Origin of the sequence: Timonella senegalensis JC301, from assembly GCF_000312125.1 — a bacterium.
Lineage (GTDB): Bacteria > Actinomycetota > Actinomycetes > Actinomycetales > Cellulomonadaceae > Timonella > Timonella senegalensis.
The window spans coordinates 426,839-450,262 of sequence record NZ_HE978644.1 but is presented as its reverse complement, the minus strand read 5'-3'; the positions used below and the strand labels follow the sequence as shown (position 1 = coordinate 450,262).

General features: G+C 60.1%; 20 protein-coding genes. 5 read left to right on the top strand and 15 right to left on the bottom strand.

Features of this window, described 5'->3' with window-relative positions; translation table 11 throughout:
• Positions 1–183: 183 nt before the first annotated feature.
• Together HGSM_RS12675 and HGSM_RS12670 are read left to right on the top strand one after the other, a co-directional pair.
• Entirely contained in the window at positions 184–1,371 is a 1,188-nt protein-coding gene (locus HGSM_RS12675) for an ROK family transcriptional regulator (RefSeq protein WP_019149141.1), read from the top strand.
• Positions 1,372–1,529: 158 nt separating this feature from the next.
• A complete protein-coding gene (locus tag HGSM_RS12670; protein WP_019149140.1) occupies positions 1,530–3,404 on the top strand; it encodes a phosphoenolpyruvate carboxykinase (GTP) in 1,875 nt (624 codons plus the stop codon).
• A 135-nt stretch (positions 3,405–3,539) separates the two neighbouring features.
• Here HGSM_RS12670 and nrdF read toward each other — a convergent pair whose 3' ends face one another.
• The 5 genes from nrdF to HGSM_RS12645 form a co-directional block, all read right to left on the bottom strand.
• The gene (nrdF, locus tag HGSM_RS12665; protein ID WP_019149139.1) at positions 3,540–4,517 is read right to left on the bottom strand and encodes a class 1b ribonucleoside-diphosphate reductase subunit beta; all 978 of its coding nucleotides are present in this window, start codon (positions 4,515–4,517) and stop codon (positions 3,540–3,542) included.
• Between the two features lie 188 nt (positions 4,518–4,705).
• The gene (nrdE, locus tag HGSM_RS12660) at positions 4,706–6,850 is read right to left on the bottom strand and encodes a class 1b ribonucleoside-diphosphate reductase subunit alpha (RefSeq protein ID WP_040595158.1); all 2,145 of its coding nucleotides are present in this window, start codon (positions 6,848–6,850) and stop codon (positions 4,706–4,708) included.
• Positions 6,820–7,236, bottom strand: a complete 417-nt coding sequence (nrdI, locus tag HGSM_RS12655; protein ID WP_040595279.1) for a class Ib ribonucleoside-diphosphate reductase assembly flavoprotein NrdI — start codon at positions 7,234–7,236, stop codon at positions 6,820–6,822. The genes nrdE and nrdI overlap by 31 nt, the downstream gene beginning before the upstream one ends.
• A 133-nt stretch (positions 7,237–7,369) precedes the next feature.
• Entirely contained in the window at positions 7,370–7,612 is a 243-nt protein-coding gene (gene nrdH, locus HGSM_RS12650; RefSeq protein WP_019149136.1) for a glutaredoxin-like protein NrdH, read from the bottom strand.
• An 825-nt stretch (positions 7,613–8,437) separates the two neighbouring features.
• Complete coding sequence (locus HGSM_RS12645; RefSeq protein ID WP_019149135.1) at positions 8,438–11,065, bottom strand: glycoside hydrolase family 2 protein; 2,628 nt, start codon at positions 11,063–11,065, stop codon at positions 8,438–8,440.
• Positions 11,066–11,266: 201 nt separating this feature from the next.
• On the opposite strand from HGSM_RS12645, the gene HGSM_RS12640 reads away from it, so the two are divergent.
• Genes HGSM_RS12640 through HGSM_RS12630 form a run of 3 tightly spaced genes read left to right on the top strand, consistent with a single transcriptional unit; the run spans position 11,267 to position 14,892 of the window.
• Positions 11,267–12,544 carry an ROK family transcriptional regulator gene (locus HGSM_RS12640; RefSeq protein ID WP_019149134.1) on the top strand — a complete coding sequence of 426 codons (1,278 nt, stop codon included), beginning with the start codon at positions 11,267–11,269 and terminating at the stop codon, positions 12,542–12,544.
• A 57-nt stretch (positions 12,545–12,601) separates the two neighbouring features.
• Positions 12,602–13,597: an acetylxylan esterase gene (locus HGSM_RS12635; protein ID WP_019149133.1), complete on the top strand. Its 996-nt coding sequence runs from the start codon at positions 12,602–12,604 to the stop codon at positions 13,595–13,597.
• Positions 13,598–13,599: 2 nt separating this feature from the next.
• Entirely contained in the window at positions 13,600–14,892 is a 1,293-nt protein-coding gene (locus HGSM_RS12630; protein WP_019149132.1) for an AGE family epimerase/isomerase, read from the top strand.
• 144 nt (positions 14,893–15,036) lie between these two features.
• On the opposite strand, the gene nucS is transcribed toward HGSM_RS12630, so the two are convergent.
• The 10 genes from nucS to atpB form a co-directional block, all read right to left on the bottom strand.
• Positions 15,037–15,732, bottom strand: coding sequence for an endonuclease NucS (gene nucS, locus HGSM_RS12625; RefSeq protein ID WP_040595157.1), 696 nt, complete (start codon positions 15,730–15,732; stop codon positions 15,037–15,039).
• Between the two features lie 20 nt (positions 15,733–15,752).
• Positions 15,753–16,184, bottom strand: coding sequence for a DUF2550 domain-containing protein (locus HGSM_RS12620; protein ID WP_040595156.1), 432 nt, complete (start codon positions 16,182–16,184; stop codon positions 15,753–15,755).
• A 27-nt stretch (positions 16,185–16,211) separates the two neighbouring features.
• Positions 16,212–16,487: a F0F1 ATP synthase subunit epsilon gene (locus HGSM_RS12615; RefSeq protein ID WP_019149129.1), complete on the bottom strand. Its 276-nt coding sequence runs from the start codon at positions 16,485–16,487 to the stop codon at positions 16,212–16,214.
• 44 nt (positions 16,488–16,531) lie between these two features.
• On the bottom strand, positions 16,532–18,013 hold the full coding sequence (gene atpD, locus HGSM_RS12610) for a F0F1 ATP synthase subunit beta (RefSeq protein ID WP_019149128.1): 1,482 nt from the start codon (positions 18,011–18,013) through the stop codon (positions 16,532–16,534).
• 104 nt (positions 18,014–18,117) lie between these two features.
• A complete protein-coding gene (locus tag HGSM_RS12605; protein WP_019149127.1) occupies positions 18,118–19,014 on the bottom strand; it encodes a F0F1 ATP synthase subunit gamma in 897 nt (298 codons plus the stop codon).
• Between the two features lie 3 nt (positions 19,015–19,017).
• Positions 19,018–20,649 (bottom strand): F0F1 ATP synthase subunit alpha, encoded by a 1,632-nt coding sequence (gene atpA, locus HGSM_RS12600; RefSeq protein ID WP_019149126.1) that lies wholly within the window; start codon positions 20,647–20,649, stop codon positions 19,018–19,020.
• 84 nt (positions 20,650–20,733) lie between these two features.
• The gene (locus HGSM_RS12595; protein WP_019149125.1) at positions 20,734–21,549 is read right to left on the bottom strand and encodes a F0F1 ATP synthase subunit delta; all 816 of its coding nucleotides are present in this window, start codon (positions 21,547–21,549) and stop codon (positions 20,734–20,736) included.
• Complete coding sequence (locus HGSM_RS12590) at positions 21,549–22,130, bottom strand: F0F1 ATP synthase subunit B (protein ID WP_019149124.1); 582 nt, start codon at positions 22,128–22,130, stop codon at positions 21,549–21,551. Before HGSM_RS12590 ends, HGSM_RS12595 begins: the two co-directional genes overlap by 1 nt.
• A complete protein-coding gene (atpE, locus tag HGSM_RS12585; protein ID WP_019149123.1) occupies positions 22,130–22,360 on the bottom strand; it encodes an ATP synthase F0 subunit C in 231 nt (76 codons plus the stop codon). The genes HGSM_RS12590 and atpE overlap by 1 nt, the downstream gene beginning before the upstream one ends.
• 160 nt (positions 22,361–22,520) lie before the next feature.
• Positions 22,521–23,336, bottom strand: coding sequence for a F0F1 ATP synthase subunit A (gene atpB / locus HGSM_RS12580; protein ID WP_376780683.1), 816 nt, complete (start codon positions 23,334–23,336; stop codon positions 22,521–22,523).
• Positions 23,337–23,424 lie beyond the last annotated feature (88 nt).

Below are 23,424 nucleotides of genomic sequence, written 5' to 3'. Positions count from 1 at the left end.
ATGAGTGAACAAACGGCACCACCTTGGTACCGCGAGTTCACAACGGCTCTTTGTGAATCGTCGAAAATCTGGTTTGACTGGTGAGAATTCCGCGCTGGGTGCGGACGCAATGCGTCCGCACCCAGCGCGCATATGGTTCAGGGCACCAGTTCCGCTCGGAACTGGAAGGAGACTCACCCCCACATGAGAGTACGCAACCTACTAGCCCTGGATAACGATCCCGAGGGCACACCCGAACCAGGAACGACAGAGGGACACAGCGACGAACCTCGCGTAGAGATTAATCTTGACGCGTTCAGTCAGACCGAGGCAAAGAAGCAAAAGCTTGCCACGATCCTGCGCGTCCTCTATCAAAACGGGCCCCTCTCGCGCCCACAGTTGGCAAAGCTGACCGGGCTGTCAGTACCTACTGCCAGTTCGCTAGTGAACGCTCTCGTTGAGTCCGGGATGGTCGAGGACCTCGGTGTTGTGCCCGAGGCTCGAGTGGGCAAACCCGCCGCAAAAGTACGTATCAACACCTCCGGGAACGCCACAATCGCACTCGACCTGAGCGAGCGCGACGCGTTCACCGGCGCAATCCTTGACCTCGAAGGCAACGTCCTGAGCAAGGAACGCATTGAACTTCACGGCGCGCAAGGTGCGCAAGCGCTCGCAGTCGCCGTATCTCTCGCCACCCGATTGCAGGGCGCATCCAGCGCGCAGCTGCTGGGTGTGGGCATTGCGGCGCCCGGCCTCCTCGACCAGGACGGGCATGTCCGGATCGCCGTGCGCCTGGGGTGGAAAGATGTGCCTCTAGCTCAGAGCATCCATGAGGCGACCGGGCTTCCCACGTATGCGGCAAACGACGTCAACCTGATGGCGCTTGGACTTCGCAGGCTCAGCAAGAGGCGCCTCGCAAACGCCATTCTGATCACTGTGGATAACGGCGTTGGCGCGGCAGTACTTCTAGCGAACCAGACATTCGCAGGCCCTCAGTTTGCAGCCGGCGAGATCGGGCATGTCATGATCGACCCGCAGGGCCCACCGTGCGCGTGCGGGCGCAGAGGATGCCTCGATGCGCTCGCGAACGCTCGGCTCCTGAGGCAGCGACTGCCACAGGAGGGTGCCGGCATTCTCGAGACTGCGGGCCGAGCGATTGGCCTGGCACTGGCGCCGGTCATGAGCATGCTCAACGTCACCGAGGTGGTTCTCTTGGGTCCGCCCGACATCCTGACTGCTGGCTACATCAACGCTGTCCGTGACGAGCTCGCTGTAAGGCTTCTGCCCTCTGTGGCCGCAGAGTTCCATCTCGACACGTCCCTCGACGAACACCAACTCACCCTCCAGGGAGCGACCTCGCGGGTACTCGAGGGGGAGCTCGGGGTGCGCTGACCCGGCGCGTCAAGCAGGCCAACATCCCGCACTTCTTTCCTCCTTTGAAAGAAACGCAAATCTTCTCGCACATGTAGCCGGTTCAGGGCTACAAATTCGCGACATCCTTATGTGACGGGCACCGACGAGGCCCAGGAACCGTGGCATAGGAGGAAGAAATGACGATCACCGCTGAACGACTCGCACCCCCACGCACCACGAACGCGGCCATCTGGGTCTCGGATGTGGAGGCGCTCTGCCGCCCTGACTCCGTTGAATGGATTGTCGACGAAGCCGACATCCGCGAACGGCTGACCGCACGCCTCATCGAGGCCGGAACCATCTTTAAGCTCAACCCCGACCTGCGCCCAAACAGCTACCTCGCCCGCTCAACCGAGGACGACGTTGCCCGGGTTGAGGGTCGCACGTTCATCTGCACGCCCACCAAGGACGCCGCCGGACCAAACAACAACTGGCGAGACCCCGTGGACATGCGCTCCGAGCTCCTCGAGCTGTTCAGCGGCTCGATGACTGGCCGGGTCATGTACGTAATCCCGTTCTCCATGGGTCCAGAGGATTCCCCCTTCGCCCAGTATGGCATCCAGATCACCGACTCCGCCTACGTGGCCCTGTCCATGCTGACCATGACCCGCTCGACCGCTCGCTTGCGCGAGCGCCTCACCGCCGGAGCCCCGTTCGTTGCGGCCCTGCACTCGGTGGGTTACCCGCTTCACGACGATTCTGGTGCGTCCCGTAGTGACGTTGCGTGGCCGTCGAACTCTCGCAAGTACATCTGCCACTTCCCACAACTGGACGAAATCTGGTCGTTTGGTTCCGGCTACGGCGGAAACGCGCTGTTGGGCAAGAAATGCTTCGCTCTGCGCATCGCATCCCACATGGGACGTAAGCAGGGCTGGATGGCAGAGCACATGCTCTTGATCCGCGTCACCTCCCCCAAGGGCAAGAAATACCACCTGGTCGCCGCCTTCCCCTCGGCCTGCGGCAAGACCAACCTGGCGATGCTCCAGCCATCGATGCCCGGTTGGAAGGTCGAGACCCTCGGAGACGACATCGTGTGGATGCGGCTCGACGAGCAGGGCCAACTGCGCGCCATGAACCCGGAGAACGGCTTCTTTGGGGTGGCCCCCGGCACCTCCACCAAGACCAACCCTGTTGCAATGGAGACCGTCTCACGGGACACCATCTTCACCAACGTTGCCCTGACTCCCGAGGGCGATGTGTGGTGGGAGGGCATGACCAAGCGGGCACCATCGATGCTCACCGACTGGCTTGGAAACGCATGGACGCCCGAATCAGGGACGCCCGCTGCGCACCCCAACTCCAGGTTCACCTCGCCCGTGGCAAACTGTCCAACCGTGTGCGAGGACTGGGAGGCCCCCGAGGGTGTCGTGGTGGACGGCATCATCTTTGGCGGGCGTCGCGCCGACACCGCACCGCTGGTCGCGCAGGCCTACGACTGGGAGCACGGCGTGCTCATGGGAGCCACGATCGTGTCCGAGCGCACCGCGGCTGCGGAGGGAACCGTGGGCGAGCTTCGCCCAGACCCGTTCGCAATGTCCCCGTTCTTGGGCTACTCACTCACCGAGCACTGGCTCCACTGGCTCGAAATCGGGGAGCAAATCAGCGCCGACGCCAAGCCCGAGATCTTCCACGTCAACTGGTTCCGCAAGGCTGAGGATGGCTCGTTCGCATGGCCAGGTTTCGGCGAGAACATCCGCGTCATCGACTGGATGATTCGCCGGATCGAGTCTCAGCGCACGCATGTGGCTGACCGCGCCAACTCGGACTTCCACGTGGACCTCGGTGAGCGCGTCCAGTACACGCCGGCGGGAATCGTTCCGGAGACAGGCGCGGTCGACACTGAAGGCTTCACCCCCGAGCAGGTTGCTTCACTCGAAGCCGCGGTCAAGGTGGATGAGCAGGAATGGCGCCGCGAGTTGGAGCGCCAGCAGGCGTACCTCGAGGGCTACGGAACCTCGGTTCCACTGGAGCTACACACGGCGCTCGCCAAGCTCCGCGGCCTCCTCAAGTAGTCGGGACTCCCCTACAAACAGGCTAGATGGTGGCGGATCAGCGCGGATTCGCCACCACCCTCACCCTCACACTGCGATGGCCGCACCCTCTACGGAGGGTGCGGCCATCGCTACTAGTTAGGGGTGGAACTGGACTTAGAAGTCCCAGTCCTCGTCCTCGGTGACAACTGCCTTGCCGATGACGTACGAGGAACCCGAACCCGAGAAGAAGTCGTGGTTCTCGTCCGCGTTTGGCGACAAAGCAGAGAGGATCGACGGGTTGACGTTGGTCTCGTCCTTAGGGAAGAGGCCCTCGTAACCGAGGTTCATGAGCGCCTTGTTTGCGTTGTAACGCAGGAACTTCTTGACGTCCTCGGTCAGGCCAACACCGTCATACAGGGATGCAGTGTACGCAACCTCGTTCTCGTAGAGTTCGAAGAGCAGCTCGAACGTGTAAGCCTTGAGCTCGTCGCGGCGCTCCTGGGTCTCCTTTTCGAGGCCCTTCTGGTACTTGTAACCGATGTAGTAACCGTGGACAGCCTCGTCGCGGATGATGAGGCGGATGAGGTCTGCGGTGTTAGTGAGCTTGGCGTGGCTCGACCAGTACATGGGCAGGTAGAAGCCCGAGTAAAACAGGAACGACTCGAGCATGACCGAAGCGACCTTGCGCTTCAGTGGGTCATCACCGCGGTAGTACTCGAGGATGATTTCGGCCTTCTTCTGAAGGTATGGGTTCTCCTCGGACCAGCGGAACGCGTCATCGATTTCCTGGGTGGAGATCAGCGTGGAGAAAATCGACGAGTACGACTTAGCGTGCACGGACTCCATGAACGCGATGTTCGTGTAGACGGCTTCCTCGTGAGGGGTCAGCGCATCCGGAATGAGGGAGACAGCGCCAACGGTGCCCTGGATGGTGTCCAGCAGGGTCAGGCCCGTGAACACACGGGTGGTGAGCTCCTGCTCCTTCTCGTTCAGCGTGTGCCACGACTGGATGTCGTTGGATACTGGCACCTTTTCAGGAAGCCAGAAGTTGGTGGTCAGACGGTCCCAGACCTCGAGGTCCTTCTCGTCCTCGATACGGTTCCAGTTGATCGCGCTGACGCGGTCAATAAGCTTCAGCTTGCCGGTGGACATTGCCTCTCCCTGCCATCGCCTAGGTCAAGACCTAGGGAGTCTCGATGAAATCGTCGGCGTTGCCGCCACATAGATTCTAGATTCATTTGTGGGCGCTTAGGCCCACGAACCGCGGACCTCACAGTTGCGCGGATAACACTATGGGTGCTCATCACATCGGACGTGACGAACACCCACAGTATTGAGGTTTACAGCATGCAGGAAACGCAGCCCTCGATCTCGGTTCCCTCGAGCGCCATCTGACGAACACGGATGTAGTAGAGGGTCTTGATGCCCTTGCGCCATGCGTAGATCTGCGCGCGGTTCACGTCACGGGTGGTTGCGGTGTCCTTGAAGAACAGCGTCAGCGACAGGCCCTGGTCGATGTGCTCGGTGGCAGCCGCGTAGGTGTCGATGATCTTCTCGTAGCCGATCTCGTAAGCGTCCTCGTAGTAGTCGAGGTTCTCATTGGTGAGGTAAGGCGCTGGGTAGTAGACGCGACCGAGCTTGCCTTCCTTACGGATCTCGATGCGCGAAGCAACAGGGTGGATCGACGACGTCGAGTTGTTGATGTACGAGATCGAGCCGGTTGGTGGAACAGCCTGGAGGTTCTGGTTGTAGATACCGTGCTTCATGACCGAAGCCTTGAGTTCGCGCCAGTCTTCTTGGGTTGGAATGGTAACGCCGGACTGCTCAAAGAGTTCGCGAACGCGAGCGGTCTTTGGCTCCCATACCTGCTCGGTGTACTTGTCAAAATACTCACCGGTGGCGTACTTCGACTTTTCAAAGTTGAAGAACTTGGTGTTGCGCTCGATAGCAAGCTTGTTCGATGCACGGATGGCGTGGAAGGCCACGGTGTAGAAGTACATCGAGGTGAAGTCGATGCCCTCTTCAGAACCGTAGTGGATGCGCTCACGTGCGAGGTATCCGTGCAGGTTCATCTGACCGAGACCGATCGCGTGACCAAGGTCGTTTGCGCGGCGGATCGATGGAACGGAGTCGATCGAGGTCTGCTCTGCCACGGCAGAGAGCGAGCGAATGGCCGTTTCCACGGTCTTGCCAAAGTCGTCCGAGTCCATTGCCTTGGCAATGTTCATCGAGCCGAGGTTGCAGGAAATGTCGCGACCGATGTGGTCGTACGACAGATCCAAGTTGTAGGTCGATGGGGTCGAAACCTGGAGGATCTCGGAGCACAGGTTAGAGTGCGTGACCTTACCCTCGATTGGGTTGGCGCGGTTCACGGTGTCTTCGTACATGATGTACGGGTAGCCGGACTCAAACTGCAGTTCGGCCAGTGTCTGGAAGAAGTCACGAGCCTTGATCTTGGTCTTCTTGATGCGGGCGTCGTCTACCATCTCCGCATACTTCTCAGTGACCGAGATGTCGGCGAATGGCTTGCCGTAGATGCGCTCCACGTCGTATGGCGAGAAGAGGTACATGTCCTCGTTCTTCTTAGCCAGCTCGAACGTGATGTCCGGGATAACCACACCGAGCGAGAGGGTCTTGATGCGGATCTTCTCATCAGCGTTCTCGCGCTTGGTGTCGAGGAAGCGCATGATGTCTGGGTGGTGTGCGTGCAGGTAGACAGCACCCGCACCCTGACGGGCACCCAGCTGGTTGGCGTAGGAGAAGGAGTCTTCCAGAAGCTTCATCACTGGGATGACGCCGGAGGACTGGTTCTCGATGTGCTTGATCGGCGCACCGAGCTCACGCAGGTTGGAGAGCAGGAGGGCAACGCCGCCACCACGCTTGGACAACTGCAGCGAGGAGTTGATGCCGCGAGAGATGGACTCCATGTTGTCTTCCATGCGGAGCAGGAAGCAGGATACTGGCTCACCACGCTGTGCCTTGCCCGAGTTCAGGAACGTCGGTGTTGCAGGCTGGAAGCGACCCGAGATGATCTCCTCGACCATTTCAGTGGCGAACTGCTCGTTGCCGTCAGCGAGGGTTAGTGCCACCATCGAGACGCGGTCCTCGAACCGCTCGAGGTAACGCTTGCCGTCGAACGTCTTCAGAGTGTACGAGGTGTAGTACTTGAAGGCGCCGAGGAAGGTCTCAAAGCGGAACTTCTTGGAGTAAGCAAAGTCAAACAGCGACTTGATGAATGAACGGTCGTACTTTTCGAGTACGGACGGGTCGTAGTACTTGTTCTCAACCAGGTAGTCGAGCTTCTCATCCAGCGAGTGGAAGAAGACCGTGTTCTGGTTGACGTGCTGCAGGAAGTACGCCCGTGCAGCTTCCTTATCCTTATCGAACTGGATCTTGCCATCCGGTCCGTACAGATTAAGCATTGCGTTCAGAGCGTGGTAGTCAAGCTCGGTGTTCACGCCGATATCTGTTGCTGACGTAGCCAAAATTGATTCAGTCCTTCACGTACTCGTTGGACATCCGAGGATGTGCCTAGTAACTCAAACCCGTACAGGTACGGGACCTGGCACTTGGCTGAGATGATGGGGCCGGCGATGCAGTATGCCTCGCCGAAGTTGGTGTTCCCTGCCGCCATAACTCCGCGGATAAGGGAACGGTTAGTTTCATTGTTGAGAAACTTGATGACTTGCCGTGGAACCGCTCCGCCCTCATTTCCACCGCCATAGGTCGGTGTTAAGAGAACGTAGGGCTCTCTCGCGTACAGAAACTCGTCACTCGGCCGCAGCGGAATGCGCTGTGCTGGCAGTTCGAGTTTTTGTACAAATCTGTGCGTGTACTCCGACACGCTTGAGAAGTAAATCAGGTTGGTCACTGACATCCGATCTGGCAACGGTGTCACCCACGCCATTGTTGGGCGCTGCGGCGTCTGATCGTGTGCCTTGGATTCCTACCCAGCACGGTTGGGTGGAGCCAGCCTGGGCCTGCCCGAAGGCCGACTCAGACGATCACGCGTTCGCTGCGACCTTGGCTGCGAGCATAGAGATCTGGTCTGGGCGGAAACCGGACCAGTTTTCGTCACCGGCTACGACGACTGGCGCCTGCAGGTGTCCGAGAGAGCGCACCATTTCGAGTGCCGCTGGGTCCTGGGTGATGTCCACGACGGTGTACTCAATACCCTTCTTGTCGAGTGCACGGTAGGTGGCATCGCACTGGACACACTGTGGCTTGCTGTAAACGGTGACGCTCATATGAAAGCTCCTCGCATGTGGGGGTTGAGTACTGACAGTGGTGAAACTACGAGGTGGTAGTTTCGAACTTCAAGGCTGTGCGGCCCGCTTGGCGAACCGTGTGCAACCACTATACCTAGTGCCAAGAAGAGAAACGACCCCTAGGTGTTGCGATTGCTGTTCCACTGGCCACAGTCTCCGAGTTTGACTTTGTGGACAACTATGTGGAGAACTTCCCAAGGATCTCTATCCATGGATGCGGGTCACCGGACGCTCAGCCATCTCTCTGGGACCCGCTTCACTCGCCCCTCCACCCCACCATTGTCACGCGACCCTCTGACACTTCCGCGGAAGCGGCAAGACCTCAACGTTTTGAGCGAGACCGGAATCCGTTGGGCAAACAATCTCACGCGTGAAACAACATCGGATTGAGTTCTTCCAACCGGCCAGAGCCCGCCAAACTTCTATCCACCGCCGGTGGGAAAGCCCTATCCACAACCAGTGGATAACTCGGCCACGGGCCACCAAACCATCAGGGGTGAAAAACGCCACTCGGCGTGTCGGCTCACCCATCATGAGCGGTCATTCTGACCACCTACCACTAGATGTAGTAATCGGCATCCGCGGCGGAAAATTGCTGAGTTGCATAGCCAACTGCCCGAAAAACGCAGAACAGCGGCCTGGCACGGCGTCATTTCTGTGACATCAACACAAAGAAAGTGGTGCCGGAACGCCATCACGATCGTCGAAAATCAGGGGCATCCACCCAAAGAAAGAGCGCGGGGCGGCCGCACACAGCGGCCACCCCGCGCTCTTCCGCCCACCTGAGTGCGGGCGCGCACCTACCTATCCACGGATGGAGTTCACGGATTTGATGACAAAGTGGGCGGTTTCCGGCGATTCAAGGGCCGCAGCGATCTCGTCGGCGTCGATGGGCGCGGTGATCCTGACCGTCGCAGTCTCCCCCGCACGGATAGTGATCAGCTGATCCGAAACCTTAGCGTCCGGGTGCAGGCGGTCCGCGAGGATCGCCGTGTCCACAGCGAGCGACGACGCTGCGAGCACAACCGAGGTAACGAACTCGCCACCCTGCTGGCCAGCGGACGTGACCTCCCAGGTCAGGGCCGCAGGATCGAGAGCCAGATCCTTAAGCTCCACAAAGTAGTGGAACGCCTGCTGCTCGCCCAGCGTCACCACGAGAACCTCAGCGCGTGGATCGCCCGCCTCAAGGAGGGCCGCAGGAATCTCCCAGCTCGCGACTGCGCGCGGCTTGGTCTCCGCTGGCTCCTCATGGAAGGCCAGGGTCTCCCCCACCAACGACTGACGCTCGAACCGCAGGGTCCCTGCCCACGGCTCGTCGGTGTCGTTGTGTGCGAACACAACAGGGCGGCCGAGGGGCGCGCGACCATGTGCAAGATCCTCGCCGAACTCTGCCCCGAGTGCAGCCTGGACAGCACCCTTACCACCGCCGACAACCTCAGAGCGAGGCTTGACCGTCAGCAGACGCGGCGCGTGCGCGTGGCGCAACGCAAAGAACAGGGGCTTCTCGCGCTCGTCGCCGTCGATCGCGGCCCACGAGGTCACGGGCCAGCAGTCGTTGATCTGCCACATGATCGAACCTGCAGTGTGCGGCCAGCAGCTGCGGAAGTGCTCGATGCCGAACGAGACGGAGTGCGCCTGGTTCAACTGGGTCACCCAGGTCCACTCCGTGAAGTCCTCAACCGTGGGCAGGTGCGGCGCGAGGCCCTTGTCCAGTTTGAGGTTTCCATCGCCAGCCTTCTGATGCAGAAGGAATTCCGCGGCGTCCTTGTGGCGGCCTTCGGGCGAGACCGAGCGAATGAGCGTGGACCACGTGGGCGGCCCCTGGTGTCCGAACTCGGAGCAGAAGCGCGGGGTGTAGTCGAGGTGCGTCAAGTAGTCCTGACGGTTCCACACCTCCCACTCATGCCGCGTGCCGTGGCGCTGGTCGTTAGGGTGGACGCTCGCGGTCCCCTCCGCCAGCTCCGCCGTAAAGCCCGGAGAGTACGGGCTGCCGTCGCTGTACGGACGGGTTGGGTCTAGCTCCGCAACAATACGCGGGAACAGCTCGGTATACAGGTTGAAGCCCCAGGTCTGGCCCTCGAGGTCGCGCTGCCAACCCCAGTCGAGGAAGCCCCACAGGTTCTCGTTTCCGCCGTTCCAGATCACGAGGGATGCGTGCGAGCTCAGGCGGGCAACGTTGTCGCGTGCCTCGGCCTCGAACTCCTCATAGAACGGAGACTCCTCCGGATAGGAGGCGCATGCGAGCAGGAAGTCCTGCCACACCATGATTCCGCGCTCGTCGCAGACGTCGTAAAAGTCGTCGGTCTCGTAAATGCCGCCACCCCACACGCGCAGCATGTTCATGTTGGCATCGAGAGCCTGGTCGGCTCTGCGCTGCAGTTGGTCTCGCGTGATGCGAGTCAGCAGGTGGTCGTCCGGGATCCAGTTCGCACCCTTAACAAACACGTCCACGCCGTTGACGTTGAGCGTGAAGCCAGTGCCGTGCTCGTCCGGGGTCGTGTTGACGGTGACGGTGCGGAAGCCGATGCGACGCTCATACGTTGCCCGCGTTTCACGTGAGCTCGTCAACTCTGCGGTCAGGGAGAACAGCGGGTGCTCACCGTAGCCAACAGGCCACCAGAGTGGCGCGTCAGGGACCCGCACGGTCACGCGGGCAGTCGAGGCTCCTCCTTGCACTGTGACACTTGCCGTCGACTCAGCGATGCCGTGTGCTCCGCCAACTGTTGCACTGAGGGTCGCTGGCTGGGTGGTGGAGGAATCAGCGTTCGCGTCCGCCCACTCGAGGTCCATGATGACCTCGACAACACCCGTTCCGTCCTGGTCCACGGTGACGAGCGTTCTCGTGGCCGTTGCTCGGACGTGGCTCCACTGCTCAAAGCGCACAGGCTTCCAGATACCCGCGGTTTGCAGATCCGGTCCCCAGTCCCAGCCAAAGGAGCAGGCCATCTTGCGGACCATATTGAACGGGTGGTCGTATGCACGGGGACGGATCCCCAACCCATCCGCCTGCGCCCAGGCGTACTCCAGCGCAGAGGAGAACTCGACGAGTAGGTGGTTGTCGCCCTCGACCACCAGCTCGGTCACGTCAAAGCGGTAAGAACGGTGCTGGTTGTAGGTACGGGCAACCTCGGTTCCATTAAGTACAACCCGTGCCACGGTGTCCAGGCCGTCAAAGGCGAGATCCATGCGCTCGCCGTTGAGTGGGTTGTGGGCTGCAAAGGTGGTCTCGTACGCCCAATCCGTGCGGTGCAGCCACTGCAACGCCTTTTCTTCCATCCCCACGTACGGATCCTTGATGAGGCCCGCAGCTAGGAGGTCTGTGTGGACGCTTCCCGGCACCTGCGCAGGAATGACCTGCCCCGCTATCTCTGCGGGAACTTCACCGGCCGTGTTCCGCAAAGTCCAGCCGGCATGAAGTGTGTGGGAGAGCATCTTTGGGACTCCTGTAAGGGGAAGGCGTTAGTGAACCGTGTCTGTTTTGAGGGAGCGGCGTTCGTGCTGGCATCGCACCCTTGAGTTATTCTTAATCTACTTAACAAAGTTAGTCAAAGGCCAACGTCGGCCGCCGAACCAGCCTGTGAGCGCAGGTCCCACCCTTGAAGTGGAATGGCCACAGCACACCAAGGAGCCCCAGTGTTGCAGAAAGGTACCACCTCGGCTGGGCCGGGTAGCGCCTCCCTCATACTTGATGCTATTCGCGTGGCCGGCACCATCAGCCGCGTAGGCATTTCCCAGGTGACCGGACTCACTGGAGCGACCGTCTCCAACGTGGTGCGCAGACTCCTTGAACAGGACCTCATCCTCGAGATCGGCCGCGCGGAGTCCACAGGCGGCAAACCCCGAGTTCTTCTCGAGCTCAATCCAACTGCCCGCTACGCGATTGGCGTGCACCTCGACCACAGTGCTCTGACGTTCGTGGTAGTCAACCTCGCAGGGGCCCCAGTGTTCCAGGAAACCCAGTCGGGAATCGCCCAGGCTTCCCCCGACGAAGTGGTCGAGCGTATGGCGCACGAGGTAGACGCCATGATCCTCCGCTCCGGTATAGAGCGCGAGAGAGTCCTTGGGGTGGGCCTCGTCTCCCCCGGTCCTTTGACCTCCCAGAGTGGTATCCACTTGGCTCCACCGTTCATGAAGCACTGGGAAGAGTATCCGCTCGATGTCCGCCTATCCGAGGCCACTGGTCTCCCCGTGCTTTTGGAAAACGACGCCACTGCCTCGGCTGTCGGCGAGTACTGGTCAGGAGGTACCGACCGCGAGGCCAACTTTGCCACCCTCTTCATGGGTACGGGTTTGGGCGCGGGGCTCTTCATGCAGGGCAGCCAGTACAGTGGCGCCAGTGGGAATGCGGGCGAGGTCGGACACACGTGCGTGGACATCAACGGGCCGCAGTGTTGGTGCGGCATGCGCGGCTGCGTTGAGTTCATGGCTGGCCCACATGCAGTAGTGGCCAAGGCTCATTCCGACTCAGTTCTAGCCCAAGAACTCGGGCTCGCAGCGCTCCCGCCCGACAGCGAGATCACCAGCCAGTTCGCTATCATCGCGACCGCCAGCGCCGCCGGCAATACGCGGGCTCGTGCGCTCCTCGAGGAGTCTGCGCGCTATGTCGCCGTTGCCGCTCACTCGGTGGCAAACATCCTTGACCTACAAATGATTGTGCTGACAGGCCAAGGATTCGCGGCGGCAAGCGACATCTACCTTCCCCGCCTCCAAGAAACTCTCTCCAACTCGTTCTTTGCTAGATCCTCGCACTCGGTCGATGTGAGGCTCTCCCGCGCGGCGGAGACCGCCGCGGCGATCGGGGGCGCTGCCATCGTGCTCCAGTCCGAGTTTGTCCCTCAACGTAGCGCTTCACTCGTAGCCAATGTCCGCAAGGCGGGCACCGTAAGCGAGTTGTCCACCCTCTCCAAGTAAGCCCGCCACCGCCAGGGAGCGGGCTTCAACACAACACGACACGACAGGTAGAAAATAATGGCGTTCTTTGACCTTTCGCCCACAGACCTTGCCACGTATGCGCCGGCGGTACGGGAACCGGCCGACTTCGACGAGTTCTGGAGCTCAACTCTCGCCCAAGCGCGCGACCACGATCTCGACGTCACACTGACTAAGGTCCAGACAGGGCTGACACTCGTGGACTCCTACGACGTAGAGTTCTGCGGGTTTGGAGGGCAGCGCATCAAGGCCTGGCTCAACCTTCCGGCGGGAGCAGCGCCGCACAGCCTGCCGGCTGTGGTCCAGTATCAGGGGTACGGGGGCGGGCGTGGGTTCGCGCAGGAGCATCTGCTCTGGGCAAACGCCGGATTCGCGCACCTCTTTATGGACACGCGCGGACAGGGTTCCGGCTGGGGGTCGGGCGGTCGCACCAGCGACGAGGGAGCTACCGGACCCTCGGGCTCCGGCTTCATGACTAAAGGCATAGACAGTCCCCAGAACTACTACTATCGCCGAGTTTTCACCGATGCCGTTCGGGCTGTGGAAGCGGTCCGCTCACTCGAGTGGGTCGATTCGTCGCGCGTCACGGTTATGGGCGCAAGCCAGGGAGGCGGCATCACGCTCGCCGTGTCCGGCCTTGTCCCGGACCTCTTTGCGGTCATGCCCGATGTGCCGTTCCTCTGCAACTTCCAGCGCGCTACGAGCATCACGGACTCCGACCCGTACCACGAGATTACGCGCTACCTTGCTGTCCACAGAGGTTCCGTAGAGTCGGTCTTCCACACTCTGTCCTACTTTGACGGTGTCAACTTTGCCAAGCGCGCCAACGCACCTACCCTGTTCTCGGTTGCCCTCATGGACTCTATCTGTCCACCATCGACTGTATACAGCGCGTTCAACGCCTACCCTGCAGACACCTCGCGTAAAGACATTCGTGTGTACTCCTACAACGGCCATGAGGGCGGCCAGTTCCACCAGTCCCTCGCCCAAGTCGAATGGCTCCAAACCCTCATCCAGAACTCGCGAGTGGAGTAGAAGTGACCAATCACACACTAACCATCACGTCCGCCTCGCACCGCGAGTGGCTCCTTGGCCAGGCCGACCAACTACTCACGTTTGCACGGGACTGCATCGTCGAGGGCCGCGGCGCGGGCTGGCTCGGTAACACCGGCACCGTCGACCTCACGCAGCCCGTCCACACGTGGATCACTTGCCGCATGGCACACTCATTCTCGATCGGTTCCATGCTTGGCCACGAGGGCGCTCGCGAGGTGGCACAGGCGGCTATCGCCGCCCTGCGGGGCCCGCTTCACGACGATATGAATGGTGGGTGGTACGCCTCCATCCCAGCCACACCAGATCTCGATGAGGACGGCAACGAGCAGCGTGATGCTCAGGGACACCCCGGCGGGGCCGACACAACAAAGGCCGCGTATGCCCACGCGTTCGTGGTTCTTGCCGGCACCTCTGGAGTGCGCGCTGGCATTGCGGGCGCGCAGGAGCTACTCGACGAGGCACTGCGCACACTCGACGAACGGTTCTTCGACCCCCAGTACTCACTGCACGTCGACGAATGGAATGCCGATTTCACAGAGCTGTCCACGTACCGCGGGGTCAACGCCAACATGCACAGCGTGGAGGCTCTCCTCGCAGCCGGTGACGTGACTGGCAACGCCAAGTGGCATGACCGCGCCCTCGAGATCGCGCGAATCGTTGCCCTCGAATGGTCCGCGCCCCGCAACTACCGCATCCCTGAGCACTTTGACGAGCAGTGGCAGCCGCTCCTCGAGCTTAATGCGGACCGCCCTGACGACCAGTTCAAGCCCTACGGCGCTACCGTGGGTCACGGAATTGAGTGGGCCCGGCTAATGCTGCACCTAAACGCAACCTACGGCCACGGCACACACCCGTGGCTCGAGGAGACGGCCCGCGCGCTCTACGCCCGCGCCATCGCAGACGGCTGGCGGGTCAGCACCGAGGGCGCCCGAGGCCTTGTCTACACGACCGACTGGTCCGGCGAACCCGTGGTCTCCACTCGGATGCACTGGGTCCCTGCCGAAGCCCTCGGAGCGTCCGCCGCGCTCTTCCATGCAACGGGCGAGAACGCCTACGCCGAGGACTACGACCAGTGGCTCGAGCACATCTCGACCTACTTCCTCGACACCACGCTTGGCTCGTGGCACCACGAACTCGATCTGCGCAACCAGCCGGACGACAAGGTTTGGCCCGGCAAGCCGGACATCTATCACGCCTACCAGGCCATGCTCATCCCGTTGTGCCCGCTCAGCCCATCGCTCGCTTCCTCAGTTGCTGCGGGCGCGCTGCGCTGAGATCTGAGCGATTGTGCGATGCGCGCTAACTATAAGTAGACCGCTGGGTCTAGAGCGTCGCGCCTGCTGGCGCAGGATCGTCGTGAATAAAAAAGTGGGTGGGCCACGTTCCCCGAGCGTGGCCCACCCACTTCACACACAATCTCAGAACAGCCGAGACTCCACGTCATCGACGCCCTTCATGGCGTCATAGTCCAGAATCAGGCAATCGATGCCACGATCCGTGGCAAGGACACGGGCCTGCGGCTTGATCTCCTGCGCGGCGAAGACGCCGCGCACCGGCGCGAGCAATGGATCGCGATTAAGTAGGTCGAGATACCGCGTGAGCTGCTCGACTCCGTCGATCTCTCCCCTGCGCTTAATCTCCACGGCGACCGTTTGGCCGCTCGCGTCGCGAGCGAGGATGTCGACCGGCCCAATAGCCGTCATATATTCACGACGAATGAGGTGGCTTCCAGCGCCGAGCAACTCGATCTGCTCCGCCATCATCGCTTGGAGATGAGCCTCAACGCCGTCCTTGATAAGGCCCGGGTCAATCCCCAACTCGTGCGCTGAGTCGTGGAAAACCTCGTAGAGCTCGATTTCGAGGTTGTCGTCGCTCTTTTGGTGCTGAACCCGCCACACGGTAGTCACACCGCGTTCGGCTTGGTCCTCTGAAGGCTCCGAGACCGCCATTGAGCAGGGAGGAGACATCCAGTTCAGAGGCTTGTACGAACCTCCGTCCGAATGCAAAAGCACACTTCCATCGGCTTTGACCACGATCAATCGGGTCGCCATTGGCAAGTGTGCGGAAAGTCGGCCGGTGTAATACGCAGCGCACTGCGCAACAACGAGTCGCAAGTAAGTTTCCCTTGGTCGGACTAGAAGATATATCCCTGAATCGAGGGGGGCGCGGATTCAACCCACGATGCCAAGCCGTGATAAGCCTCGGCGGACATCATGAGCTCAAAGGGCGCACCCTCGTAGTTGCACTGCACCAGATAAACGTCAGGAAGGCCCTCCGCCTCAAGCGGCGAACGACCAACGAGGTCGAAGCCCTGGCGCAGCCAGGTGCGGCTCGGCTCCCACTTCAGCGAATAGAGACGCCACCACACAAGGCGGTCGGAACGGTACTCACACAGGCCATTGGCCCAGTACTTGTCCAACTCCGGAGTACGGTCCTTGGTGCTGCGGTAGGCACAGTCAAACGTGCCCGCCCGCTTGGTCAGACGCCGAAGCCGTGAGTACCCCCACGCGCAGAGAACTACCAGCACTAGCAGTGCTGCGATAGCTATCCACACGATAGTACTCACGGCTTCGACCCTAACTGTTTGAAGGCGTTACGCGCCAGCAGGCGAGTTCTGCTCAACCTTGTCGGCAACAACGGTTACGGCGTCGGCATCGACGGAGAGGAAACCTCCCGTGATGACGAACTCGAACTTGTTGTTAGCAACATCCGTGATACGAACCTGACCCGCATTAAGCACAGACAGAATCGGCGCGTGTCCTGGAAGGATACCGATCTCGCCATCTGCTGCAGGCGCGCTCACAACCTTGGCCGGTCCGGACCACACAGCGTGATCCTTTGCGACGAGCTGTACGGTGAGCTGTGCCACGTGTACTCCTGGTGTGTTCGTGAGTGCGGACTAATCCTTGCGGATCAGATTCCGTACTCCTTCTGGATCTTGGCCCAGTTGCGCTCGAGGTCCTCGAGGCCACCGATGTTGAAGAACGCCTGCTCAGCAATGTGGTCGAACTCGCCATCGGCGATTCGCTTGAAGGCTTCGATGGTTTCCGTAAGTGGAACCGACGAACCCTCAACACCAGAGAACTGCTTTGCCATGTAGGTGTTCTGCGACAAGAACTGCTGAATACGACGAGCACGTGCAACGACGGTCTTGTCTTCTTCAGAGAGCTCGTCAACACCGAGGATGGCGATGATGTCCTGGAGTTCCTTGTTGCGCTGCAGAATCGTCTTGACACGGGTCGCAACGTCATAGTGCTCCTGGCCCACGTAGCGTGGGTCAAGGATACGAGACGACGAGGTCAGTGGGTCGATTGCTGGGTACAGACCACGCGAAGCGATTTCACGCGACAGCTCGGTCGTTGCGTCAAGGTGCGCGAACGTCGTTGCTGGTGCTGGGTCAGTGTAGTCGTCAGCAGGGACGTAGATTGCCTGAAGCGACGTGATCGAGTGACCACGCGTCGAGGTAATGCGCTCCTGGAGAAGACCCATCTCGTCAGCCAGGTTTGGCTGGTAACCCACTGCGGATGGCATGCGGCCGAGCAGTGTGGAAACCTCAGAACCTGCCTGAGTGAAACGGAAGATGTTGTCGATGAACAGGAGGACGTCCTGGTTCTGAACATCACGGAAGTACTCAGCCATGGTCAGAGCCGACAGTGCAACGCGAAGACGCGTTCCCGGTGGCTCGTCCATCTGACCGAACACGAGAGCGGTCTGGTTGATAACACCAGAGTCAGTCATCTCGTCGATGAGGTCGTTACCCTCACGGGTACGCTCACCAACACCCGCGAAGACGGACACACCGTTGTGGTTGTTGGCCACACGGTAGATCATCTCCTGGATGAGGACGGTCTTACCAACACCTGCACCACCGAACAGACCAATCTTTCCACCCTGAACGTAAGGGGTCAGAAGGTCGATCGACTTGATACCGGTCTCGAACATCTGAGTCTTGGACTCAAGCTGGTCGAATGCTGGTGGCTTGCGGTGGATTGGCCAGCGCTCGGTGATCTCGAGCTTCTCGCCTTCCTTGAGGTTAAGTACCTCACCGGTCACGTTGAAAACGTGACCCTTGGTGACGTCACCGACTGGAACGGAGATTGCTGCTCCGGTGTCGGTAACAACTGCGCCTCGAACCAAACCATCGGTTGGCTTCAGGGCGATAGCACGGATGAGTGAGTCACCCAGGTGCTGTGCGACCTCAAGGGTCAATGTGAAGGAGGTTTCTCCCTCACCCTGTGCGGACAGGTCAATTTCCACGTGCAGAGCATTGTAGATCTCTGGGATCGCGTCTGCTGGGAACTCGATGTCAACGACAGGTCCAATAACACGGGCAATGCGGCCCTGTGCTGGACCAGTGGTTGACTCGACCGCTGCGTCGACTGTTGTGGCAGTCATTAGTGGCCTCGCTTTGCTGTGCCGAACTCAGGTTCGGCTAGGTCTGTACAGTTAGCAAAATCAGTAGTCTGGTGGACTAGATCGAAGGTACTCAATCAGTCGATTCAGGCACCTGCGAGTGCGTCCGCTCCGGACACGATTTCGCTGATTTCCTGGGTAATCTCCGCTTGACGCGCCGAGTTGGCAAGCCTGGTGTACATGCGGATGAGGTCTTCAGCGTTGTCGGTCGCAGTGTGCATAGCACGCTGGCGAGCCGCAAGCTCAGAGGCAGAGGCCTCGAGCAGGAAGCTGTAGATCCTCGAACGCACGTAACGTGGCAGGAGCTCGTCGAGAACAGTCTCGGGTGATGGCTCGAATTCGTAGAGTGGGTATGCCTCTTCGGCACCCTTCTCAACTTCAACGTCCACAACCTCGAGAGGCAGCAGACGAACCACTCGTGGAGTCTGCGTCACCATGTTCACGAAGTGCGTGTACACAACGTACATCGCAGCTACGCCGCCCTCTTCAGTCTTCGCAAGGAACGAATCCAGAAGAGTGTCAGCGATTTCTCGAGCCTCGTCGGCGCTAGGCGCATCGGACTTTCCAGCCCACGACCGAACAATCTCGCGGCCACGGAACTGGTAGTACGAAAGGCCACGGCGACCAGTCACGTACAGGTCGACTTCCTTACCTTCTGCGGTGAGGCGTGCGATGAGAGTTTCGGTCTCACGCAGCACGGTCGCCGAGTAGGCACCTGCCATACCGCGGTCCGACGTCACCGCGAGGACAGCCACGCGGTTGGTGTCGGTACGGTCGGAGGTCAAGGGGTGGTCGAAGTTGGAGTGCGTTGCCGCGGCTCCAACTGCACTGGTGATCGCGTCAGCGTAAGGCTGCGTCGCGGCTGCTGCCGCACGAGCCTTTCCGATACGTGAGGCGGCAATCAACTCCATCGCGCGGAAGATCTTCTTCAGCGACTGAGTTGACTTGATGCGCGCCTTATAAACGCGCTGGTTACCGGCCACGGATCACGCCTTCTTCTGGCGGACGATCTTTTCCTGCTCAACCACTGCGGAACCGTCCTCTTCAGGCTCTGCTTCGACGAGTGCTTCGCCGTCGCCCTTGATGAAGAGGTTGCGGAATGCGTCAACGCCTGCGTCCAGAGCCTTTTCGGTCTCCTTCTCGAACTTTCCGGTCGACGCGATGGTCGGCAGAACGTCCGTGTTGCGGCGCAGGTAGTCAAGCAGTTCAGACTCGAAGCGAAGAACATCCTCGATTGGGACGTCGTCCAGCTTGCCCTTTGTACCGGTCCAGACGGAAACGACCTGGTCCTCCATTGGGTATGGGCTGTACTGACCCTGCTTCAGAAGCTCCATCAGGCGAGCACCACGGGTGAGCTGTGCCTTGGATGCTGCATCAAGGTCGGATGCGAACAGTGCGAAGGCCTCGAGGGAGCGGTACTGGGCGAGCTCGAGCTTGAGCGTACCGGATACCGTCTTCATTGCCTTCGTCTGTGCCGAACCACCAACACGGGAGACCGAGATACCTACGTCGACCGCTGGACGCTGGTTAGCGTTGAAGAGGTCGGATTGAAGGAAGATCTGTCCGTCGGTGATCGAAATGACGTTGGTTGGGATGTAGGCGGAGACGTCGTTTGCCTTGGTCTCGATGATTGGAAGACCGGTCATCGAACCAGCACCGAGCTCGTCGCTCAGCTTTGCACAACGCTCAAGGAGACGGGAGTGCAAGTAGAAGACGTCACCTGGGTAAGCCTCGCGGCCTGGTGGACGGCGGAGCAGAAGCGACACAGCACGGTAAGCCTCAGCCTGCTTGGAGAGGTCATCGAACACGATGAGAACGTGCTTGCCCTCGTACATCCAGTGCTGGCCGATAGCCGAACCGGTGTATGGAGCGATGTACTTGAAGCCCGCTGGATCCGAAGCTGGAGCTGCAACGATCGTGGTGTACTCGAGCGCGCCGGCTTCTTCGAGTGCGCCGCGAACGGAAGCAATCGTCGAACCCTTCTGGCCCACTGCCACGTAGATGCAACGAACCTGCTTGGTCGGGTCGCCCGACTCCCAGTTCGCCTTCTGGTTGATGATGGTGTCGATCGCGATTGCGGTCTTACCAGTCTGACGGTCACCAATGATCAGCTGACGCTGACCGCGACCGATTGGAATCATCGAGTCGATTGCCTTCAGACCGGTCTGCAGTGGCTCGTGAACCGACTTACGGGCCATAACGCCCGGAGCCTGGAGCTCGAGTGCACGGCGACCGACGGTCTCGATCTCGCCGAGTCCGTCAATTGGGTTACCCAGTGGGTCGACGACGCGACCGAGGTAGCCGTCACCGACAGCAACGGACAGGACCTCGCCGGTGCGGCGAACTTCCTGACCTTCTTCAATGCCGGTGAACTCACCGAGGATGACGACACCGATTTCGCGGACGTCAAGGCTCAGTGCGAGACCAAGGGTCCCGTCTTCAAATTGCAACAGCTCGTTGGCCATTGCGCTTGGAAGGCCTTCAACCTGCGCAATACCATCACCGGCGAGGGAAACTCGTCCAACCTCTTCGGTGACAACCTTGGCAGGTTCGTAGGACTTCACAAAGCTGTCAAGTGCGGCGCGGATCTCATCCGGCCGGATAGTCAGCTCAGCCATTAGCTCTTCTCCTGTCGTGACTGCTTGCGCAGTCAACTTGGTTTGTCCTGGGGTGCCGGCTAGGCCGGCTGCGTTGTGGGGTCGTTAGCTAGCTAGGCGGCGCTTCGCATCGGCAAGTCGGGTCAACATCGTCGAATCGATGACGTCGGAACCGACCTGGATGCGCATGCCACCGACCACTGCTGGATCGACAGTCACGTTGAGCTGCATGTCCGCACCATACGCACTGGTGAGAAGCGACTCGAGACGGTTGATCTGTGCATCGCTGAGCGCGTGGCTCGTCGAGACGTACGCAACCTTGCGGGAGCGGCGTGCAGCCGCCATGTCTCCTACCCGCGCAAGCGCTGGCACAAAACGTTCCCCACGTGGCTTGGCAGTTGCACGCGTTGCCAAAGCAACGGTGACGGGGTCTGCCCTGCCGGTAAGCAGTTGCTCAAGCAACTTCACACGACGGCTCGGTTCAGTCGAGTCGTCGGAAAGCGCCTGGCGAACTTCACGCTGTCCCTGAAGTGCGCGAGTGACAATAAAGAGCTCGGACTCTACGGTCTCGAGCACTCCACGCATCTGCGCCGCCACAAGGTGGGCGTTGATCGCCAAGAGCGAGACCGCATCAACCAAGTCTGCTTCGGACGACCAATGAGCCTCGGCCACAGCCTCCATGATCGAGACTGTGGTCGCGTCAAACCCACCGCTCAGGACCGAGCGGACAAGGGCAGCCTTGTCTTCGCCCGATCGCGATGGGTCTGCAAGTGACCGGCGCAGGGCCCCTGAGCTGTCGAGTGCGTCGACGACGACGAACAACTGTTCACCGATTGTCAGCGCGTCTTGGCCTGCAGCCTGAAGGTCCGATTCGAATCGGTCCGAGATTGCATTGAGAGACGCCTGGCTGGTCCCGCGCATCACTTCCCCTTTACAGCGTTCGCTACCTGCGACGCTTCGAGGTCGTCGAGGAAGCGGTCAACTACGCGCGACTGGCGTGCGGAGTCTTCCAGCGATTCTCCAACGATCTTCGAGGCGAGTTCGGTTGCGAGTGCACCCACATCGTTACGAAGAGATACAGCGGCAGTCTGACGCTCTACTTCGATCTGACGCTTAGCGGTGTCGACAATGCGTTCTGCATCGGCGGCAGCCTTGCTACGTGCGTCGGAAACGATGTCACCGGCCTCGGAACGTGCGTCCTCACGGATACGTCCGGCTTCGGTGCGAGCCTCGCTGAGCTGCGCCTTGTATTCGGCGAGAAGTGCATCGGCTTCAGCCTGTGCCTCTTCCGCCTTGTTGAGCCCGCCCTCGATCTTTGCTGTGCGCTCGTCGAGGATGGCCATGAAGGTCGGCAGGATCTTCTTGTAGAAGAAGAATCCGATGATTGCCATCACCACTGCCGACCCGATGATGTCGTACCACGGTGGAATGAAGAGGTCGAGTCCCGACACTTCTTCACCTCCCGCCGCGAGTACCGTCGTGGTCGTGGTGAAAAGAGTCATCAGAAGAGGAATCCAGCAACGAAGCCGAGGAGAGCAAGAAGCTCAACGAATGCAACACCAATGAACATGGTGGTACGAAGCTGACCAGCAACCTCTGGCTGGCGAGCCATACCCTCAACGGTCTTGCCGATGAGGATGCCGAGGCCGATGCCTGGGCCGAGGGTGCCGAGGCCGTAACCAACTACGGAGAGCGAGCCGGAAACTGCTGCGAGGGTGGTGGTGGTGTCCATTGAAGGATTCCTTCCGTTAGGCACCTGCTGTGTACAGGTGTCGTTATTTTCGAAATGAAGTGTTGTGTTGCGGAGGGAGACGAAAGCCTCCTCCACGATGGCTGTGGTCCTTCGCAGCGGACCTCAACCAGGTGTTAAGCCTTCGAGCCGAGGCTCAAAATCAGTGTTCTTCCTCAATTGCCATGCTGATGTACACGGCTGAAAGCAGCGTGAACACGTATGCCTGGAGTGCGGCCACAAGGATCTCAAAGAGAGTGAACGCGAGTCCCGCGGTGAGCCCCACTGGGGAGAGAAGCTTCATGCCAAGGCTTGGGTGGAACAGGAAGAAGTTCGTTGCCGTAAAGCAGAGCACCAGGAGGAGGTGCCCAGCGACCATGTTCGCCGTGAGACGCAGTGCAAGCGTCATTGGGCGGAACAGGAAGACCTGGAGCATCTCGATCGGGGTGATCAGGATGTACAGGAACTTAGGGATCCCTGGTGGGAACAACTGGTTCTTCAGGTAGCCACCCACGCCGAAGCGCTTAACACCGGAGGACAGGTAGACCAGGAACGTCCAGAGCGCAATAACAATAGGCAGGGAGCTCTTAGAGGTACCTGCAATGTTGAGGAATGGAATGATTCCCGTGATGTTGAATGCCAGGATGGCAAAGAACATCGTGGTCAGCATGGGAAGGTACTTGCGCGCGTTGTGGCCGAGAATCTCTTCGGCGATGTTTACTCGCACGAAGTCCAGCGCCATTTCTGCAACGTTCTGACCCCGGCCTGGTACGAGCTTGGCACGACGAGCGGCAAGCAGGAACAGGATGATCAGAACAGCGGCGGCAACGATTTGCACCAGGTGAATGCGGTGGAACTCGATGGAGCCGATTTCGAAGATGGGTGCCGGAAAGAATTCATTGATTGAAGGGGGATGGAATCCGCCCTCGTCACCAGACGCGGCGAGGTTGAGGATCGTCGCTAGGTTGGACAGTGTAATCTCCCGGTAGTGAAGGCGTAGACGGTGGTGCTAGGCGGCATCGCCTGGATCTACGCATATCCGTTATGGATCGCAAGAATCTTATCCC

Bases quoted from the DNA above. Each gene is read 5' to 3' on its own strand.
- atpE (WP_019149123.1), bottom strand. From the start codon at position 22,360: ATGGACACCACCACCACCCTCGCAGCAGTTTCCGGCTCGCTCTCCGTA.
- HGSM_RS12595 (WP_019149125.1), bottom strand. From the start codon at position 21,549: ATGCGCGGGACCAGCCAGGCGTCTCTCAATGCAATCTCGGACCGATTC.
- nrdF (WP_019149139.1), bottom strand. From the start codon at position 4,517: ATGTCCACCGGCAAGCTGAAGCTTATTGACCGCGTCAGCGCGATCAAC.
- HGSM_RS12670 (WP_019149140.1), top strand. From the start codon at position 1,530: ATGACGATCACCGCTGAACGACTCGCACCCCCACGCACCACGAACGCG.
- HGSM_RS12590 (WP_019149124.1), bottom strand. From the start codon at position 22,130: ATGACTCTTTTCACCACGACCACGACGGTACTCGCGGCGGGAGGTGAA.
- nrdH (WP_019149136.1), bottom strand. From the start codon at position 7,612: ATGAGCGTCACCGTTTACAGCAAGCCACAGTGTGTCCAGTGCGATGCC.
- atpA (WP_019149126.1), bottom strand. From the start codon at position 20,649: ATGGCTGAGCTGACTATCCGGCCGGATGAGATCCGCGCCGCACTTGAC.
- HGSM_RS12645 (WP_019149135.1), bottom strand. From the start codon at position 11,065: ATGCTCTCCCACACACTTCATGCCGGCTGGACTTTGCGGAACACGGCC.
- HGSM_RS12675 (WP_019149141.1), top strand. From the start codon at position 184: ATGAGAGTACGCAACCTACTAGCCCTGGATAACGATCCCGAGGGCACA.
- atpD (WP_019149128.1), bottom strand. From the start codon at position 18,013: ATGACTGCCACAACAGTCGACGCAGCGGTCGAGTCAACCACTGGTCCA.
- HGSM_RS12635 (WP_019149133.1), top strand. From the start codon at position 12,602: ATGGCGTTCTTTGACCTTTCGCCCACAGACCTTGCCACGTATGCGCCG.